Annotated in this window: 16 protein-coding genes; 6 read left to right on the plus strand and 10 right to left on the minus strand. The window is 38.7% G+C overall.

The features are described from left to right. Nucleotides 1-54 precede the first annotated feature (54 nt). The gene (locus ACJVDH_RS18230; protein ID WP_443944832.1) at nucleotides 55-2,961 is read left to right on the plus strand and encodes an alpha/beta hydrolase family protein; all 2,907 of its coding nucleotides are present in this window, start codon (nucleotides 55-57) and stop codon (nucleotides 2,959-2,961) included. A 52-nt stretch (nucleotides 2,962-3,013) separates the two neighbouring features. Here the strand turns inward: ACJVDH_RS18230 and ACJVDH_RS18235 are convergent, their stop codons facing one another. The 10 genes from ACJVDH_RS18235 to ACJVDH_RS18280 all read right to left on the minus strand — a co-directional run bounded on the left by ACJVDH_RS18235 (nucleotide 3,014) and on the right by ACJVDH_RS18280 (nucleotide 12,728). Further along, nucleotides 3,014-4,078 carry a M20 family metallo-hydrolase gene (locus ACJVDH_RS18235; protein WP_443947636.1) on the minus strand — a complete coding sequence of 355 codons (1,065 nt, stop codon included), beginning with the start codon at nucleotides 4,076-4,078 and terminating at the stop codon, nucleotides 3,014-3,016. Nucleotides 4,079-4,157: 79 nt separating this feature from the next. Next, nucleotides 4,158-4,967, minus strand: coding sequence for a pyrroline-5-carboxylate reductase (gene proC, locus ACJVDH_RS18240; RefSeq protein WP_443944833.1), 810 nt, complete (start codon nucleotides 4,965-4,967; stop codon nucleotides 4,158-4,160). Between the two features lie 141 nt (nucleotides 4,968-5,108). Continuing rightward, nucleotides 5,109-5,897: an acetylglutamate kinase gene (gene argB / locus ACJVDH_RS18245; protein ID WP_443944834.1), complete on the minus strand. Its 789-nt coding sequence runs from the start codon at nucleotides 5,895-5,897 to the stop codon at nucleotides 5,109-5,111. An 82-nt stretch (nucleotides 5,898-5,979) separates the two neighbouring features. After that, a complete protein-coding gene (locus tag ACJVDH_RS18250) occupies nucleotides 5,980-6,945 on the minus strand; it encodes an acetylornithine carbamoyltransferase (RefSeq protein ID WP_443944835.1) in 966 nt (321 codons plus the stop codon). 121 nt (nucleotides 6,946-7,066) lie between these two features. Then, nucleotides 7,067-8,197, minus strand: a complete 1,131-nt coding sequence (locus tag ACJVDH_RS18255) for an aspartate aminotransferase family protein (RefSeq protein ID WP_443944836.1) — start codon at nucleotides 8,195-8,197, stop codon at nucleotides 7,067-7,069. Between the two features lie 164 nt (nucleotides 8,198-8,361). Continuing rightward, nucleotides 8,362-8,649 (minus strand): four helix bundle protein, encoded by a 288-nt coding sequence (locus ACJVDH_RS18260; protein ID WP_443944837.1) that lies wholly within the window; start codon nucleotides 8,647-8,649, stop codon nucleotides 8,362-8,364. A 128-nt stretch (nucleotides 8,650-8,777) separates the two neighbouring features. Then, nucleotides 8,778-9,767, minus strand: coding sequence for an N-acetyl-gamma-glutamyl-phosphate reductase (gene argC / locus ACJVDH_RS18265; RefSeq protein ID WP_443944838.1), 990 nt, complete (start codon nucleotides 9,765-9,767; stop codon nucleotides 8,778-8,780). Between the two features lie 164 nt (nucleotides 9,768-9,931). Further along, nucleotides 9,932-11,128, minus strand: coding sequence for an argininosuccinate synthase (gene argG / locus ACJVDH_RS18270; protein WP_443944839.1), 1,197 nt, complete (start codon nucleotides 11,126-11,128; stop codon nucleotides 9,932-9,934). A 6-nt stretch (nucleotides 11,129-11,134) separates the two neighbouring features. Beyond that, on the minus strand, nucleotides 11,135-11,833 hold the full coding sequence (locus ACJVDH_RS18275; RefSeq protein ID WP_443944840.1) for a GNAT family N-acetyltransferase: 699 nt from the start codon (nucleotides 11,831-11,833) through the stop codon (nucleotides 11,135-11,137). Nucleotides 11,834-12,191: 358 nt separating this feature from the next. Continuing rightward, nucleotides 12,192-12,728, minus strand: a complete 537-nt coding sequence (locus tag ACJVDH_RS18280; protein WP_443944841.1) for a hypothetical protein — start codon at nucleotides 12,726-12,728, stop codon at nucleotides 12,192-12,194. Nucleotides 12,729-12,977: 249 nt separating this feature from the next. On the opposite strand from ACJVDH_RS18280, the gene ACJVDH_RS18285 reads away from it, so the two are divergent. The 5 genes from ACJVDH_RS18285 to ACJVDH_RS18305 all read left to right on the plus strand — a co-directional run bounded on the left by ACJVDH_RS18285 (nucleotide 12,978) and on the right by ACJVDH_RS18305 (nucleotide 19,417). Continuing rightward, a complete protein-coding gene (locus ACJVDH_RS18285; RefSeq protein WP_443944842.1) occupies nucleotides 12,978-13,721 on the plus strand; it encodes a DUF4397 domain-containing protein in 744 nt (247 codons plus the stop codon). 236 nt (nucleotides 13,722-13,957) lie between these two features. Continuing rightward, on the plus strand, nucleotides 13,958-16,381 hold the full coding sequence (locus ACJVDH_RS18290; protein ID WP_443944843.1) for a TonB-dependent siderophore receptor: 2,424 nt from the start codon (nucleotides 13,958-13,960) through the stop codon (nucleotides 16,379-16,381). Between the two features lie 89 nt (nucleotides 16,382-16,470). Beyond that, nucleotides 16,471-17,178: a DUF4198 domain-containing protein gene (locus ACJVDH_RS18295; RefSeq protein WP_443944844.1), complete on the plus strand. Its 708-nt coding sequence runs from the start codon at nucleotides 16,471-16,473 to the stop codon at nucleotides 17,176-17,178. Between the two features lie 72 nt (nucleotides 17,179-17,250). Continuing rightward, complete coding sequence (locus ACJVDH_RS18300) at nucleotides 17,251-18,465, plus strand: PepSY-associated TM helix domain-containing protein (protein WP_443944845.1); 1,215 nt, start codon at nucleotides 17,251-17,253, stop codon at nucleotides 18,463-18,465. Between the two features lie 10 nt (nucleotides 18,466-18,475). Next, on the plus strand, nucleotides 18,476-19,417 hold the full coding sequence (locus ACJVDH_RS18305; protein ID WP_443944846.1) for a DUF6607 family protein: 942 nt from the start codon (nucleotides 18,476-18,478) through the stop codon (nucleotides 19,415-19,417). Nucleotides 19,418-19,638 lie beyond the last annotated feature (221 nt).

Consider the following 19,638-nt stretch of genomic DNA (forward strand, 5'->3'; position numbering starts at 1 on the left):
TCTTAATCTTGGAAAAAAACCCTTATAATTCTTATTTTGTCGAAAACAACCTTTATGAAGAAAACCAAATTTATTTGCACGCTTTTGTTGCTTGCCAGCACTTTGGGTGTACACGCACAAGAGAAACCCGCCTTAACCTGGAAAGATGTTTCTAAATGGACTTTCAACCGGGGCAATTCATTATCTGCAAACGGACAATGGCTGGCTTGGGCAAGCGGACCAACCGAAGGCGATTTAAAACTGACCATTAAAAAAACTTTCGATACCTTACAATACAGCTATCCCATTGGTGCAGTGGCCAATACAGCTGTATTCTCTAAAGATTCTAAATATGCGGCTTTCAAAGTTTCTCTGACAGATGCAGAGGCAAAAGCGGCAAAAAAGACCAACAAGCAGCAGTATGATAAGTTAACAATTGTATCTCTGGCAAACAATAAATCTGTTGTTTTTGAACGAGTAAAAAGTTTTGATTTCTCTGGCGAACAGGCAGACTGGATTGCCATTCAATTTGCTGCTTTAGAAAATGCAGCAAAAGATAAAGACGCAGCAAAAGGAACCGATGTTATTCTTTACCAGCTTAGCACAAAGAAAATTTTTAATATTGGCAATGTATCTGAATTGGCTTTCAATAAAGCAGGCACACAACTGGCCTATCTTATTGATGCAAACGGGCAGAACGGAAATGGAGTTTTTCTGCGTGATATGAAAACCGGAATTACCACCGCACTCGATAACGATAAAGCCAGTTACAAAAGTCTGAACTGGAATGATGTAGGAACAGCTTTCGCATTGTTAAAATCGAACAAAAACGATAAATATAAAGATGAGGTCTATTCGGTTTTAGGTTTCAATAAACTAAATGGTGAAGCCACTGTAAAAACAGTTTACAACGGACTGGAAGATGCGAATTTTACAAAAGGAATGGGCATTAACGAAAATGCAAATCCATATTGGTCTGACGATCAGGGAACATTATTTTTTGGCATCAATACTTTAGAAAAAAAGGAAGATAAAAAAACCGACAGCAAAAAGGATTCTACTGCTACGGCTAAAACCGATCCTAAAAAAACAACTACAAAGACAGATAGCGCAGCAAAAGTAAAAACAGATAGTTTAGCAAAAACAAAAGCTCAACCCAAAAAAGAAGATATTGAAAAACCAGATGTATCCATTTGGAATTGGCAAGATAAACGCCTGCAATCTGCGCAACAAACCCAAGAAATGCGCGATAAAAAATTTAGTTACCTAAGCGCTTATCGCCTTGCAGATAAAAAATTTGTTCAACTCGCAGATAGCATTACACGCACGGTAACCATTGCGCCGAATAGTTTGTATGCTATTGGATATGATCTAAATGCCTACGAATTAATGGCCAATCTAGACGGACAAAGCTACGCAGATATTTATCTAACGAACCTTAAAACCGGTGTAAAGAAACTGCTTTTTAAAAAAATGTACACATCTAGTGGCGGCAGACTAACAACTGCACCAAACGGGAAAATAGCTTCTTACTATGAAGACGGCATTTTTTATAGTATCGATTTTGAGACCGGAAAAAAATCTAACTTAACCGGAAAAATCAAATCTTCTTTTGTAGATGCGTTGGACGATCATAACATTCAAAAACCTGCAACACAAAACCTGGGCTGGTCTGCAGATTCTAAGTTTGCTTTGATTAAAGACAATTTTGATTTATGGAAAATTTCTGCCGATGGAAACAGCGTCACGCCACTATCAAACAACTGGAAAGCAAAAAAACAGGAAGTAAACTACCGCTATTCTATTTATGATGATGAAAAAGGTATTGATTTGAATAAAGACCAATATTTTGCTGTATTTGATACACAAAATAAACAAGCTGGAATAGGATTGCTTGCCTCCGGAAAAAATAAAATTGAGGTTCTTTTTATGGACAACAATACTTACTCTGCTCTTGCAAAAGCAGAAAAATCTGAAACGTATGTGTTCACCAAAAGTAATTTTGCAAATTCGCCAACATTGTACGCATCAGCCTCGCCAAAACTACTGAATCCGAAACAGACAAATACAAACACACCTGATCAGGCTAAATACGCGTGGACCGCTGGCGTAAAACTCATCAATTATGTAAGTGCCAATGGCGATAGTCTACAAGCTGCAATGTATTTGCCGGCGAATTATCAGCAAGGAAAATCTTACCCAACAATTACCTATATCTATGAACGCCTAACAGATAATTTGAATGCATACAACATGCCTTCTTTTCCTGGCGGTGGTTTTAATACCGCATTGTATACCAGCAATGGTTACGTGGTTTTAATGCCAGATATTAAATACAAATTGAATGATCCGGGAATGTCTGCTGTAGCTTGTGTGGTTCCGGCAGTACAAGCGGCTATTGCAACAGGAATCGTTGATGCAAAAAACGTTGCTATACACGGCCACTCCTGGGGCGGTTACCAAACGTCATTTCTGATTACACAAACCAATATTTTTAAAGCAGCAGCAGCGGGTGCGCCACTAACCAATATGATTAGCATGTACAGTTTAATTTATTGGAACAGCGGCGGTGCCAATCAAGCTATTTTTGAATCTAGTCAAGGTAGATTAACTCCGGGATACTGGGACAATTGGGATGCTTTTACCAGAAATTCGCCCATTTATCACATCAAAAAAGTACAGACGCCTTTATTGCTTTTACATAACGATAAAGATGGCGCAGTTGATTATACGCAAGGAATTGAATATTACAATGGTTTAAGAAGATTAAATAAACCAGTAGTGATGATAACCTATAAAGGGGAAAATCATGGTATATCTAAATTACCGAACCGAAAAGATTATGCTGTAAGGATGATGGAATATTTTGATTATCAACTAAAAGGGAAACCAGCTCCGGATTGGTGGAGCAAAGGAATAAATCGGTTAGATATGGAAAAACACCTGGAAAACCGTGCTTTCGATGAAACACAACAGAATTAAAACAAAATTGCCGCCAGTAATCTGGCGGCAATTTTGTTTTAATGTGTTTGAATTATAAAATCACAGGTTTAAGCATATTAACATATCCTTCTACACCTTCCGCCACTTCGCGTACATATAAAAATTCATCGGCCATATGCGATCGGCCAGAAAAACCCGGACCAACTTTTACAGAAGGAATACTTAATAAAGCTTGATCTGAGGTGGTTGGCGAACCATAAGTAGTTCGGCCTAAAGCCACGCCGGCCAAAACAACGGGGTGATTTTTATCAATAGAAGAAGGTTTTAAGCGAATAGAACGGGGAGTAACATCGCAATCTACATTTGCGCGGATAATTTCCAGAACTTCCTCATTGGTATAGGCATCTGTAACCCGAACATCAACTGTAAACGTACAGTTTGCAGGTACCACATTATGTTGAGAACCTGCATTTATAATGGTTACGCTCATCTTTAACGGACCAAAAACCTCAGATACTTTCGGGAATTGATAAGTTCTGAACCATTCAATATCTTTCAATGCTTTGTAAATGGCATTTTCACCCTCTTCGCGTGCAGCGTGACCAGCTTTACCGTGCGATACGCAATCTAACACCAAAAGGCCGCGTTCTGCTATAGCCAGATTCATTTCTGTAGGCTCACCTACAATACCAAATTCCAGTTCGCCTAAATCTGGTAAAACCAGCTCCAAACCATTATTTCCGGATATTTCTTCTTCGGCTGTTGCAGCCAGGCAGATGTTATACTTTAAGTTTTCCTGCGCATAATAATACAGAAATGTACCAATCAGCGAAACCAAACATCCGCCCGCATCATTGCTGCCTAAACCAAAAAGTTTATCTCCTTCTATAGCGGCATCATAAGGATCGCGAGTGTAACCAGAGTTCGGTTTTACGGTATCGTGATGAGAGTTTAGCAACAACGTTGGCTTTGATGCATCAAAATATTTATTGTAAGCCCACACATTGTTCATTTTCCGGTGAATCTGAACACCTCGCTCTTCCAGAAACTGCGCAATTAGATTTGCCGTTCGGTCTTCTTCTTTACTGAAAGACTGAATACGGATCAATTGCCGCAACAAATCCAGACTTTCTTTTTGTATATTTTCTAACAACATAGTATCAAGTAATTGGTGTGAAGCATCAAGAACATCTTTCAAACTTTACACTTTTTTATTTGCTTCAATTTACCTGCTTTTAGCTTTCTTTGGTATATAAATCTCCTGCTTTCAAAGCAGAAAGTTTAATTCCTTTAATCAAAGAAGAACTAAAGCCGTTGTGTTCCATTTCATTTAAACCAGCAATGGTACAACCTTTCGGCGAAGTTACTTTATCTATTTCAGATTCGGGATGTGTTCCGTGCAATAAAAGCAAATCTGCCGCTCCTTTTGCCGTTTGAACAGCCATTTTCAGCGCTTCATCTGCGTGAAAACCAATCTCTACACCGCCTTGAGAGGCCGCGCGTATGGCGCGTAAAAAGAATGCAATACCGCATGCACAAAGCGCTGTGGCAGAAGTCATCAGATCTTCATTGATTTTTACAACGGAACCAACAGTTTCAAACATCCGGGTGATTTCTGTAATATTTTCTGCCGATGCATTGTCGCTCGCCATGCAAGTCATGGATTGGCCAATGGCAATTGCAGTATTTGGCATAACACGGATCACCTCAACATCATTACCTAATTTTTCGCGAACGGCCGCACAACTCACGCCAGAAATAACTGAAATTACCAAATGTTTATCCGGATTTATAACTGGTTTAATTTCATCCAAAACCAAGTTAAGTTGTTGAGGCAATACCGCCAAAATAACAACATCGGCCGAGGTAACGGCTTCCTTATTGTTATTTCCAACTTTAAAGCCGGCATCTGCAAATGCTTTAAGATGATCAATATTCCGGCGGGTAAGGATAATGTTTTCGGCTTTCTCAAAATCGGCTTTTACCAATCCTTTCGCTAAAGAAAGGCCAATATTTCCGCTCCCGATAATGGCAATTTTTTTCATGTGGTTCGTTTTATTTTAGGTGATTACACCGGTTTCAATCATTATTTAGCTTTTACCACAAAGGCACTAAGACACGAAGTTTAATTAATATCTCTTTGTATTCTTATTGGCTTAGCGGCTACCTATATATACAAGTTATCTTCAGGGTTTCATCTTTGTGCCAAAAGTACCTTCATCAAGTTGTGGAAGTTCATCGGCTTTGCCAATATATACCGCAGTAACACCTTTTTTAATGGCATCAAAAGCATTATGCAATTTAGGGATCATACCGCCTGCAACAGTTCCGTCTGCTTTCAAACCGTCAAATTCATCGGCTTTAATTTCGCGAACAACTGTAGCCTCATCATTTACATCTTTCAATACACCTTTTTTCTCAAAACAGTATACCAAACGCGTATCATAAAGTTCAGACATTGCAACTGCAACTGCAGAAGCGATTGTATCTGCATTGGTATTGAGCAATTGCGTTTCACCATCATGTGTAATGGCACACAAAACAGGAACCAGTCCGGCTTTAAGCAAACTATCCAATGTTGATGAAGCAACTGAATTTTCATCTAAATCACCAACATAACCATAATCGATTTCTTTAACCGGGCGTTTTTTTGCTTTGATAACATTTCCGTCTGCACCGGTTAAACCAATGGCATTACTGCCTTTTGCCTGTAGTTGTGCTACAATATTTTTGTTAATCAAACCGGCATAAACCATCGTTACAATACGTAAGGTTTCAATATCGGTAATCCTCCGGCCGTCTACCATTTTCGCTTCAACGCCTAAACTTTGGCCCAACTCTGTGGCAATTTTACCGCCTCCGTGAATCAGAATTTTATCGCCCGGCAAAGCAGTAAAATTTAAAAGAAACTGGTGTAAATTTGCAGAATTATCAATAACGTTTCCGCCGATTTTTATAATGGTTAGTGGTTTCATTTTTTCGTGTTTTCGTTATTGCGAGGCACGAATCAATCCCTCTAATAAAATTGTTTCGTGCCTCGCAATGACGGTTTACTATTTACAATTCTCCCAGCATGGCTTTCAGAACGGCTTGTGCAGCCCACAAACGGTTTCCTGCTTCGTGAATTACGAGTGAGTTTGGCCCGTCTAAAATTTCTGAAGAAAGTTCCAAATCCCGACGTACCGGCAAACAATGCATTACTTTTGCATCATTGGTGATGCTCAGCTTACTGTTGTTCATCATCCATTCGCCCGAAACCGGAAATACCTTTCCATATTCTGTGTAACTGCTCCAGTTTTTCACGTAAACATAATCTGCATTTTTCAACGCTTCATCCAGATTGTGTTCTATCTTTGCGCCATTGGTAAAATCAGCAGAAAGTTCATAGCCTTCCGGGTGTGCAATAGTAAAATCAACCATTCCTTCAGCTTGCGCTTTACACATCCATTCTGCAAATGAATTTGGAACGGCTTGTGGCAAAGCTTTAACATGAGGTGCCCAAGCCAATACAACTTTGGGTTTGGCTGCCTTATCTTTCCAGGTTTCTTCTATTGTGATGATATCTGCAAAACTTTGTAAAGGATGGCGCGTAGCACTTTCAAGACTTACTACAGGAACCGCGCAAAATTTCACAAATTTATTGAAGAAATCTTCGCTATAATCTTCTTCTCTATCGCTCAGTTTTGGAAAAGAACGAAGGCCCAGAATATCACAATACTGACCCATAACAGCCGCTGCTTCTCTGATATGTTCTACTGTAGAACCATTCATCACAACCCCATCCTGTGTTTCAAGTGCCCAACCTTCTTTATCCAGGTTCATCACCATAACATTCATCCCCAAATTTAATGCAGCCTTTTGGGTACTTAAACGGGTACGCAAACTGGGGTTCATGAAAACAAGTCCGAGGGTTTTGTTTTTACCTAAATCCTGATGCGCATATGGGTTTGCCTTTAATGCAAGTGCGTCTGCAACGAATTGCCTGATGTTTGGAACATCTTGTACGGAAGTGAACAACTTCATCTTTTTATGAGGTTAAAGGTTGAGTGTTAAAAAAGTTGAAGATTTCCCTCAACCTTCCAACACTCAAAATTTATAAAATGCGATTATCACCGCTTAATTTCAAATATTGTTGTGTAACATATTATTTTACCAACTGCGCAAACGCCGATAAAAACTCATCAGCATGTGCTCTTGTTAAGTTTAGTGCAGGCAGTAAACGAATCACATTCGGCTTTGCTTCTCCCGTAAAGATAAAGTGCTTAAACAACAACTCTTTCTTAACATGAGCCAATTCTTCAGGCAATTCAATACCGATCATTAAACCTCTTCCGCGAACTTCTTTTACCTGGCTAAATTTTTTCAGCTCAGAAATCAGGTAGTTTCCAGTTTCTTCGGCATTTTGCATCAGGTTATCTTGCTGCATAACTTCCAAAACGGCCAATCCAGCGGCGCAAGCCAAATGGTTACCGCCAAAAGTTGTACCCAATTCGCCATGCCAAGGTTTAAATTTTGGAGCGATAGAAATCCCCGCGATCGGAAAACCATTCCCCATTCCCTTTGCCATTGTATATACATCAGCTTCTACACCCGCATAATCATGAGAATAGAATGAGCCTGTACGGCCATAACCGCATTGAACAGAATCTGCGATGTAAACGGCATTATATTCATCGCAAAGCGAACGGATTTTCTGTAAGAAACTTTTTGAGGCTTCTTTAATTCCGCCTACACCTTGAATACCTTCGATAATTACGGCCGAAATTTCATTCCCTTGGGATTTAAAAGTTTCTTCTAAAGCAACTTCATTATTAAAAGGCAGAAAAATAACGTTTTCAGTTTGATTAACAGGCGCTACAATTTTCGGATTATCGGTCACTGCAACCGCTAAAGAAGTACGACCGTGAAATGCGCCGCTAAAAGCGATTACTTTTTTTCTGCCATTGTAAAACGATGCCAGTTTTAGTGCATTTTCATTGGCTTCTGCACCAGAATTACATAAAAACAGTTGGAAATCTTTTTTGCCAGAAACCTCACCCAATTTCTCTGCAAGCTGGCTTTGTAAAGGAATTTTAACAGAGTTGGAATAAAAACCAACTTGATTAAGTTGATCTGTTAGTCTGCTTACATAGTGCGGATTGGTGTGCCCGATAGAGATTACCGCGTGGCCGCCATATAAGTCTAAATATTTTTGTTCGTTAGCATCCCAAACATTACTGCCAGATGCTTTTGTAATTTCTATATCGTTAAGAGGATAAACGTCGAATAGGTTCATTTTTTTTAAGGTTAAAGACTAAAGACCAAAGACTAAAGCTTCCGACATATTTCCTATAGCGGTATGCTAAATCAGTAATTTTTAATCGATGAGTATTTATGGTCGCAAATGTTTTATTAAGCCTATTAACATCGCTTTAACTTCGCCGGCCATTTTATATATTTCTAAATATTGCTTTCATCAGGATATTCCAAATCTCTTGCGAGAAAACATGCATATTCCATTTCCTGAACCGAGCCTAACGCATTATCAAGAAAATGTGCAAAATCTTTTTCAGTTCGCCGACCTGCTCCTTCAACAATGTTTAAAGGAGCCGAATAAGCTGCTCTTTTTATCTGACTGTATAAATCATATTTTTCATGAGCGGGTAATGCAGGTAAAATAACCTTGTAAACATGCAAAACCATCAAATGTGATTTCTTCCAAACATCAAGCTTTTGGTAATCTCTCATTTTCTAAGTTTAAAGGTAAGAGTAAAAAGACTAAAGCTTAATGCAATAATATTCAAATCATTACTTCCTTTATAATGACACCATGCTATTTTCGCTTTGGTCTTTGTTCTTTCTCCTTTAGTCTTGAATTAAAAGTTCGCTGCTTTCAATCTTAGACCCGCTGTTTCTTCCAGACCAAACATTAAGTTCATATTTTGAACCGCTTGTCCGCTGGCGCCTTTTAACAGGTTATCGATAATGCTGATAATAAACAATTTATTGCCATGTTTTTCTACATGTACAAGTGCCTTATTGGTGTTTACTACCTGTTTAAGATCGATATTTCGCCGACTTACATGTGTAAAAGGATGCGTTTCGTAATAGTCTTCATATAAGGCTTGTGCTTCTTCCAATGATAAATCGCTCTCTAAATACATAGCAGCTAAAATGCCACGGGTGAATGCCCCGCGTTGCGGAATGAAACTCAACCCCTCCGCTCCTGAAGAGGAACCAGCCTGACGAAGGCTCTCGCCTATTTCATTTAAGTGCTGATGTTCAAAAGCTTTGTAAATGGAAAGGTTATTGTTTCTCCAGCTAAAATGAGAAGTTGTAGCCAAACTTTGTCCTGCGCCAGTTGAACCGGTAGTGGCATTGATATGAACTTCGGCGTTTATTAATCCTTTTGCAGCCAAAGGCAATAATCCCAATTGGATGCATGTCGCAAAACAACCTGGGTTAGCAATATTTTTTGCCCACTTTATTTTCTCGCGGTTTAACTCGGGAAGTCCGTAAACAAACTCACGGGTTTCGAAACTAGAATTTGCAGTTAACCTAAAATCCTGGGATAAATCGATGATTTTGATATTTTCATTGATTGGATTGGCCGCTAAAAACTTCTTTGCATCGCCATGTCCAACGCATAAAAACAATACATCAATATCTTGTGGGATATCATTTACGAAACGTAAACCGGTATCACCAATCAAATCCGTATGTACATCAGAAATTAAGTTTCCGGCATTACTGGTACTGTTTACAAAAGCAATTTCCACATCTGGGTGATTCACCAGAATACGAAGCATTTCGCCTCCTGTGTATCCGGCGCCACCAATAATGCCTGCTTTAATTTTATTACTCATAATCTTTCTATCATTTATAGACGATATGAAAATTATATTTTTAAAATTTCATTCGACTAGTTGTCCCGAAGAATCGGGAAGCTCAGGGTGAAACTAAAAATAGATTGCTTCGTTGTTCCTCCTCACAATGACGATTTGTGAAGAAACCCTCAGCCTTCCACCTCTTAGCCTTCAGCCTCGTTATTCACTTTATGCCAAATCATCACCTGGTTACCGAAAATTTTCGAGAAACCTTTAACATCTTCACCGCTCCATGCGTTATTCATTTCACCATAGCTACCAAATTTATTGCTCATTAAATCGTGGTTAGATTCAACACCAATAATCTGGAAACGGTAAGGCAATAGTTCAACAAAAACTTTTCCGCTTACAAATTTCTGTGTATCGGCTAAGAAAGCTTCAATGTTCCGCATAATCGGATCGTGAAACTGACCTTCATGTAACCAGTTGCCATAGAAAGAAGACAATTGTTCTTTCCAGCTTAACTGCCATTTAGTTAATGTATGTTTTTCTAAAGTGTGGTGTGCTTTTATAATCAATACCGGTGCGGCAGCTTCAAAACCTACACGGCCTTTAATACCGATAATGGTATCGCCAACGTGGATATCTCTGCCAATGCCGAAAGGTTGAGCAATAGCCTGTAATTTCTGAATTGCTCTAACCGGTGCTAAAGTTTCTCCATCAATTGCAACCAATTCGCCTTGATTAAAAGTCAGTTCAATTTTGCGGGCTTCTGTTTCAGAAACCTGAGTTGGCCATGCACTTTCTGGTAAAGTTTCGTGAGAAGTTAAAGTCTCTTTTCCGCCAACTGAAGTCCCCCATAAACCTTTATTAATTGAATACCTTGCTTTTTCTGCACTATATTCAACACCATGTTCGGCTAAATATTCGATTTCTGCTTCGCGGGATAACTTCAGATCACGAATTGGAGTAATGATTTCCACTTCCGGAATCAGGATATTAAAAATCATATCGAAACGAACCTGATCATTACCTGCGCCCGTACTTCCGTGCGCAACATAATCTGCACCGATTTTCTTCACATAATTTGCAATTGCTGTAGCTTGGCTTACGCGCTCTGCACTTACAGAAAGTGGATAAGTTGCGTTTTTAAGCACATTACCAAAAATCAGGTATTTAATACAATCTTGGTAATAGGCTTCAGTTTCATCTACCACAGCATGAGAAACAACTCCTAAAGCATAGGCCCTTTTCTCGATTTCCTTCAATTCTTCATCAGAAAAACCACCTGTATTTACAATTACAGAATGTACCTCAAGACCGCGATCCTGAGCAAGGTAAATACAACAAAACGAGGTATCTAAACCTCCGCTAAAAGCTAAAACAACTTTTTTCTTCATGCTATGTTATTTAAATAATAAAGTAAATAAAACTAAAAGGCCTTTCAACCCGGATTTTGGTTTAGGCTTAACTACTAAACGCTGCTTAATGCGCATAAAACGTTCGTATAATTTGGGTTTCTTTTGCAATTCTTCGGCAAATCTTTTGGCTGCATCGTGTTTTTGTGTTGCCGGATCATAAAGCATAGCAGTACACATACAATTTTTGCGTTCCTTCATTTTTAAAATATCGAAGTTCACACAACTTTGGCAACCTTTCCAGAAATCCTCATCTTGAGTAAGTTCCGAATACGTTACCGGTTCATAACCAAGGTCTGAATTGATTTTCATTACAGCCAAACCTGTTGTTAAACCAAAAATTTTGGCTTTAGGATATAACGATCTTGAAAGTTCGAAGATTTTTTCTTTGATGGCATGCGCCAAACCAGCTTTACGGAATAACGGAGAAACGATTAATCCGGAATTGGCCACAAACTGGCCATGGCTCCAGGTTTCGATATAACAAAAACCAGCCCACGTTCCATCCAGATGAAAAGCAATTACAGCTTTACCTTCCTGCATTTTATTGGCTACATATTCAGGCGAGCGTTTGGCAATACCGGTGCCGCGGGCTTTAGCAGATTCGGCCATCTCGGTTACAATCTGTTCTGCAAATACACGATGTTCAGGAAGTGCAACCTGTACAATAAATTCGTTAATATTCATTAAGTTTCTAACGAAAAAATAAAAGTATTCTTGTTAATTGGGTTTTTAGAGAGGATCAATTCCTCGTTACGTTTAGTATAGAGTACTAAATACGTGGAGTGAAATTTTGCCGGCTCATGGGGAAATGGAATACGGTTTCAAAACGATTAATAAACGTACTCTTCTCAACCGCATTTAGGGTTGTGAAAGAAGAATGTTTATGTAAAAGTAATTTAATCATTTCTAGCGTATTAAAACGGCTTTAACTCTATTGAGGTGCAAAGGTTTAAATAATAATTGAGTTACGCAATAGTTTTTAACTTTTTTACATTTTTATACTAAATGCAAAAACCCCCGAAATTTCCGGGGGCTTTGTTGTTTATTTTTGTGTAAGGGATACCGAAACCCGTGTTCCATCTAAAAAAAAGTTTAGCTTTTTCGGTTTAGCGCCTGCAGGCAGCTGAAATGTCCAAATGCTTTCTGAAGTAGATTCTGGCTGTGGCGAGTTTTCTCCTTCAGAATTGCTGGCAGAAACGGCATTTCCGTTGTCCATTTCTAAACGGGCATCTGAACTCGAAAGACTAAAATATTTTTTGTTTTCTAAAGGGCTTTTGTTTGAAATGGTCAGTTTCAATTTCACTTCAGAACCTGTAGATTTTCCGTCGGCATCTTGCAAAGAAAGTGAGCTGGCCTCAGTTACTTTTACAAAAGCCTCTTTACTTTTACCCAGTATGGCAGAATCTGGTGTAATAGTATACTGAATCGTTTCTGGGGCATTTTCTTCTTTAACCGGTACCGTTACTGTAGTTTCTGTTTTGGTAATTGTGGTATCAGCAGGCGTGTCTTTTTTATCGCTTTTGCATGAAGCCAGAAAAATAAGGCCCGCAGCAGCAATACTTAGAATGGGTTTTTTCATTTTTAATAGGGTTTTTAAGCGTAATACAAATTTAGTTCGTAAGCTTAAAGATATAGTTAACTTACAAACAAATCTTTGAGCATTCAGATAAACCATACTGTACTGATTTTGTTTGCTTTACTCCATGAAAAAAGTACTCAACGGTAGCAAATCTGCGCAGAACTTTAACATCATTTAACTTCTTTTATTGGTATTTAAACACAATATTTGCATGTTAGTATCAAAATGAACTGGCAAACAAATTATTTTATGTTCAGAAAAGATGGATATTTTTACCCATCATCAGGATTAATTATGAAAAACTCTACAAAAAAACTTTTTAAATGCCCCTTAATCTTAACGCTTCTGCTGGCTATACTTTTCTCCGCCTGTAAAAAACAGACTACAGATGATACAATTGCATACTTGCGGGTTACAAATGCTTCTCCATCTTTAGCCACATATAATGTGCTCATCAACGGCAGCACCATTACATCTGCAGCCTTACCTTACGCGGGTGGCACAGCTTACAGCTCCCGAACCTACGGAGATTATACCATTAGCTTTACACCTGCAAGTTCTCTAGTGCCGTTGTATACGTCTACTGTAAACTTGCCTGTAAGTACATATACTTCATTTTATTTGGTGAACAAACCCGGCGGCTTAGATAAACTAACTTTAACAGATGACCTGAGTGTTCCGGCAACAGATAAAGCCTACGTTCGCTTCATTAATTTATCGCCAGATGCGCCAGCAATGGATGTAATAAAATCTGATGGAACAACCAATCTATTCTCAAACAGAACCTATAAAACTTCAAGTTCTTTTATTCAGGTTGATGCGGGTTCATATACCTTAAATGCCAAAGAAACCAGTACCGGAACGGTAAAAGCTACGCTTACCAATTATACTTTTACAGCCGGTTATCATTATGATGTAATTTATGGTGGTATGGTAACACCTGCCAGTGATTCAGAAAGAGCGGTGAGCTTAAACGCGATATTGATCAAATAACATTTACAAAATATTAGAAATCCTCTGTAACCAAGAGGATTTTTTTTGCCTAAAATTCAAGTTATGGTCAATAAGTGAAGGCCGACTATGCCTCCAGAATAGTATTTATGGCACATTGGTGTTTAGGGATTTGACATAAACACCAAATAATTTAGAATAATTCAAAATAATTCTTGTATTTAACATTTTTGCGACGTTACTTTGCGATTGTTTAGAACAAATCCAAATAATCATACATGCGCAAAATCAGACTAATTAGTTTAACAATATTAATTTTTGCCTTTAAGACTGTCGCTTTCGCACAACAAACAGCATCGATAAGAGGCACAATTACCACATCCGATGGGAAACCCGCTCCATTTATTTCGGTAGGAATAAAAGGTAGAAATATGGGTACAACATCAAATGAAGCTGGTGTGTTCAGCATTACGAAACTGAAAGGTGGCACCTACATTGTTAAGGTATCGGCCGTAGGCATCAAACCTGCAGAAAAAGAAGTTACTCTTACTTCTGGCGAAACCAAACAGGTGGATTTCACATTAAGTGAGAACAACGAAATATTACAGGAAGTTACCATTGCCGCGATAAAAGATAAATATAAAGTTAGTTTGCCTTCTGCGACATTACGGCTTAATGAACCCCTATTGGAAGCGCCACAAAACATACAAATTGTTAGCAATCAAGTGATCAAAGATCAGCAAATTATCAGCATGAGCGACGGATTGATTCGCAATGTAAGTGGAGCAGTCCGCCTGGAGCACTGGGGCGATTTATATACCAATATCGTAATGCGAGGGTCGCAAATCCAAGCCATGAGAAATGGCTTTAATGTGGTATCGTCATATTGGGGGCCACTAACGGAAGATATGAGTTTTGTAGACCATATCGAATTTGTGAAAGGCCCGGCCGGATTTATGCTGGGCAATGGCGATCCTAGCGGGTTGTATAATGTAGTGACCAAAAAGCCTACGGGAATCAATCAAGGCGAAGTTTCCTTTACTGCCGGAAGTTATGATTTATACAGAACAACGATAGATCTGGATCATAAACTTACACAAGATGGAAAATTTCTCTTTCGTTTAAATGCTGCAGCGCAGAATAAAGCTTCTTTCCGTCCGTACGAACAAAATGATCGCTACAGCTTTGCGCCTGTATTAACCTATCAAATTACACCAAGCACCAAACTGACTGCAGAATATGTTTTGCAAAACGCTAAGATGACTGAAGTAGGTTCTTACTACATGTTCAGTACTGAAGGCTATGCAACATTGCCAAGAGATTTTACGCTTACGCAGCCAGGGGTTCAGCCAACACGTATTACAGATCAAAGTGTAACGTTAAACCTTCAGCAACAACTGGGGCAAAATTGGAAACTAACAGCCCAGGCTGCTTATTATAAATACATGCAAACAGGTTCTAGTTCGTGGCCTTCAGCCGTTTATCCAGACGGAACGCTGATCAGAAACATCGGAATCTGGGATGCTGAAAGTTCTATGAAACTTGCTCAGTTGTTTGTAAATGGAACTGTAAAAACCGGTGGCATTGTGCACCGCATTCTTGCTGGTTTTGATGGTGGTAAGAAAAATTATATCGCAGATTGGGGTCAATCTCACGATCTTGATCTGGCATTCTCTCCTTTCAATCTAAACAGTCCGAATTATGATTTCCCATCAAACGGATATCCAAATTTTGATCGCTCTACGAGCCTTTTGGAAAGAGCAACTGCAGCCGGTGGTTTAATGGATCAAAAATATTTGAGTGGATATGTACAAGATGAACTTGGATTTTTCAACAATGTATTGCGCTTAACCCTTGCCGGACGCTATACATATGTAAGCCAATCTGCATGGGGCGCTTCACCTGATAAAGCAAAACATGTAACACCAAGAGTGGGATTAAGTGTTTCTGTAGACAAAAATACGTCAATTTATGCTGTGTATGATGAGGCTTTCACGCCTCAATCTGGCTTGGTACGCAACGGCACAACACCAAAACCAATCACAGGCAATAATAAGGAAATCGGGATCAAAAAAGATTGGTTTGATGGCAAATGGAATACAACATTATCGGTATACAGAATCATGAAGCAAAATGAGCTTACTGCCGATCCATTTAATCAAGCGGGTGAAAACTTCAGTATTGTTGTTGGTGAAAAGAGAGCACAGGGCGTGGAGTTTGATCTTCGTGGAGAATTAGCTAAAGGATTAAACCTGATTGCGAATTATGCATATACTGATGGAAAAGTAACGTCTCTGGCCGAAGGGGTCCAAAACTCCACAATTTATGTTGGGCAGGTTATTCCGGGATTTGCAAAACACACTTCAAATGCTTGGTTAACCTATGCGGTACAGGAAGGTGGATTAAGAGGCTTCGGAATTTCAGGTGGTTTTACTTACCTGGCGGGGAGAGCTACGCAGAATTTCAGTCCGACCAATCCTGAGCAGAACTTGCCAGATTATTTCAAACTGGATGGCGGTTTATTCTGGCAGAACAAAAAGCTTAAAATAAACGGAAACGTATTCAACATCCTGGATAAGTATTTATTTAGTGGTTCGTATTATACCAATTACTGGAATGCACCAAACTACGACCAGCCTGCTTATTCATGGCAAGCAGAAGCGCCAAGAAATTACCGAATAAGTATCGCATACAAATTATAAAAAATAATAAGTGTAACCAATAATAATTAACTGCTCCGGCAATATTCAGATCAGATGGTTTATTGCCGGCGTACTTGAATTCAGAAAAAATGAAAACTAAAATTTCTTTACTTGTATTGTTCATCGCTTTTAGCGTATCTACTGCATTTGCACATGCTTTATGGATAGAAACTTCTTCAACAGGCCAGAAAGGCCAGCCACAGGAAGTGAAAATTTTCTTCGGCGAATACGAAAGCAAGGCACCTGATACCGCTGCAAAATGGTTCAGCAATCTAAAAGATTTCAAAATCCTGGTAACAGCGCCAAATGGCAAAAGCCAGTTTTTAACAACTACAGAAAAAACACTTTTCTATACAGGAACATTTACACCAGACCAGGATGGCGTGTATAAATTATCTGTTGTGCATGAAGTTGCTGCAGTTTTTGAACACGCAAAAATTGAATATTATGCCTTTGCAGATGTTGCAGTTGGTAGTGGCAAAAAAGTTGCAGGTTTCCCTTCTGGTGCAACTTTAACTTTACAGCCGGAGAAAAATGCTGCAAAGGCTTCAGAAACAACATACATAGCATTGTGGAATAAAGCCGCTTTTGCGAAACAAAAAATTGCAATTGTAAATCCTGACGGAAGCAAACAAAATCCAGAAACAGATGAAAAAGGAAAGTTTGTTGCGAATACCACTCAAAAAGGAAATTATTTTATCGAAGCATTTACTGAAGATAAAAAACCAGGAAAACTGAATGGTAAAGACTATGAAAAAGTCTGGTATTTGGCTACTTATTTCGCGGAAGTGAAGTAATTTTAGAAAAAAAAACTCATTGCAAAAGCAATTGATCTCAAGGTCAATTGCTTTTGACATTAAATCCCATTCATGACTGCAAAACAATCCAATAAGAAGAAAAATAAAAAATCGAAGATCAGGCGCATTAGCGATTGGTTGCATCTTTGGTTGGGTATTGCAACTGGTTTAGTGGTTTTTTTGTTAGGCGTAACGGGCTGTATTTTCGCTTTTCAAAAGGAAATTACAGAATGGATACACCTCGATGAGATGTATGTTGATGTGCCTGCAAACCCAAAAATAAAACCTTTAAGTATCCTTTTAAAACGTGCAAATGCAACTTTGGGCGACACTAAAAAAGCGAATTTCATAAACACGTTTAAAGCTCCGGAAAAAGCTTGGGAATTTGGAACCTATAAAGCGGGCAACCCCAAAGCTTTCTGGTATTTTGATTCTGTAGAGTATTATGATGTGGTACGCATTAACCCATATACGGGAAAAGTTCTTGCAGTGACCGATCTTAAACATGAATTTTTTGGGGTGATTAAAATGTTGCATTGGAGTTTATTGATCAATCATCCAATTGGTCAACAAATTATCGGCTGGTCTACCTTTATATTCGTTTTCTTGCTGATTTCAGGAATCGTAATGTGGTGGCCAAAAAATCTCAAAAAATCAAACTTCGACAAAAGCTTTAAAGTAAAGTGGACAGCCAAATTTAAACGTCTGAATTATGATTTACACAATGTGTTGGGTTTTTATGTAATGATCATAACACTGATACTCGCACTCAGCGGGATGATTTGGGCTTTCACCTGGTTTCAATCTACAGTATATGTTGTTGCTGCAAGAAGTACGAAACCGCCGGTTTACCTCACAACTCAATCAGACTCCACCCAAACCGTTACCGTTAATGCCTTGGATATTGCCTTTGTAGAGGCGCAAAAAAGATTTAAAGATGTTGATCGAATTGCCATTTCGCCAGCAAGTGGAAAAGGAAATGGCGTAATTTATACGACGGGTTACCGCGGAAAAGAAACCTATTGGAATACAGATGAAATTCAGTTTGATCAATATACAGGCAAGTTTTTAGGCCGGAAAAATCAATCAGATAAAAATGCAGGCGAAGCGCTCATCGCAATGAATTATGATATTCATGTTGGTGCTATTCTCGGCATCGCCGGAAAAATTATCGCCTTTATGGCCAGCCTTGTTGCAGCCAGTTTGCCCATTACCGGTTTCATCATCTGGTGGGGAAAAGGAAAAAAGAAAAAGAAATCAGTCACAACAGAAAATACTGCTCAATAAAATTAAAAAAATGAAAGTTTCAGTTCTATTTGCCATACTCAGCTGCATGACTATTTTCAGCGTAAATGCCCAAACCAAAGTAGAAACTCCAAAAGATAAGTTAGAGAGAGATCGTAAAGCCATTAAATCACTTGCGGGTTTTTACAAAGTGAGTTTCAATTATGCAGAGGTAAATGCGCCAGATACTGCATATAAATTCAGCAAACCTTATAGAAGCCACGGCAATGAATGGGCAGAAATCATTGTAGATGAACCTAAAAAAATCGTGATTCAACACATGCTGGCAATTGATGATTCTACGGTAATCAAACATTGGCGACAAGACTGGACATATGAAGATCCAGAAATTTTGGTATACATGAAAGACAATGCCTGGAAAAAAGTAAAACTCAATCCGGCAGTTGTAAAAGGAAAATGGACTCAAAAAGTATATCAGGTAGATGATAGTCCGCGTTACCAGGGTTACGGAACCTGGAGCCATGTAGGCAATCATGATGCATGGCAAAGCGTAACGGATTCTCCTTTACCGAGAAGAGAATCTACAACGCGTAACGATTACAATGTTCTAAAACGCGGAAGCCGGATTTCTATAACGCCTAACGGGTGGGTGTTTGAGCAAGACAATGATAAAGTACTGCGCGCAGGCACATCAGACAAAGTATTGGCTACAGAAAAAGGTTATGAAGAATTTACCAAAATTGATGCAAAACCTTTTGATTATGCACAACAATGGTGGGCAACACAAGCTGCCTACTGGAAAGATGTACGCTCTGTTTGGGACGATGTTATTGGTGCTACGTCCAATCTAAAAGTGTTGACCAAAGCAAATGGCAAACTTTTATACGAAACACTTTTCTCATTGGGCGATCAATCTGTAAAAGAAAAATGGACAGCACAGCAAAACAAAGAAGCTGTTAAAAAAGCATTAACACCTTATTTAATAAAAGGCTAATTGGCATAGGTAAGTTAATCACAAAAAGCATACTTCAGTTTTTAACCATATAAGACATTTAAGAAACTGAATAACTTCTTGTAAAAGCTTAAATGCTCATATATGTCTTATCTGATTATCTAATCACAAAAAGGATGCTTCAGTTTGTAATCACATCTTGTAAAAGCTTAAACGCTCTTATATGTCTTATATGGTTATCTAATCACAAACAGTATTCTTCG

Origin of the sequence: Pedobacter terrestris, from assembly GCF_052343045.1 — a bacterium.
Classification (GTDB): Bacteria; Bacteroidota; Bacteroidia; order Sphingobacteriales; family Sphingobacteriaceae; genus Pedobacter.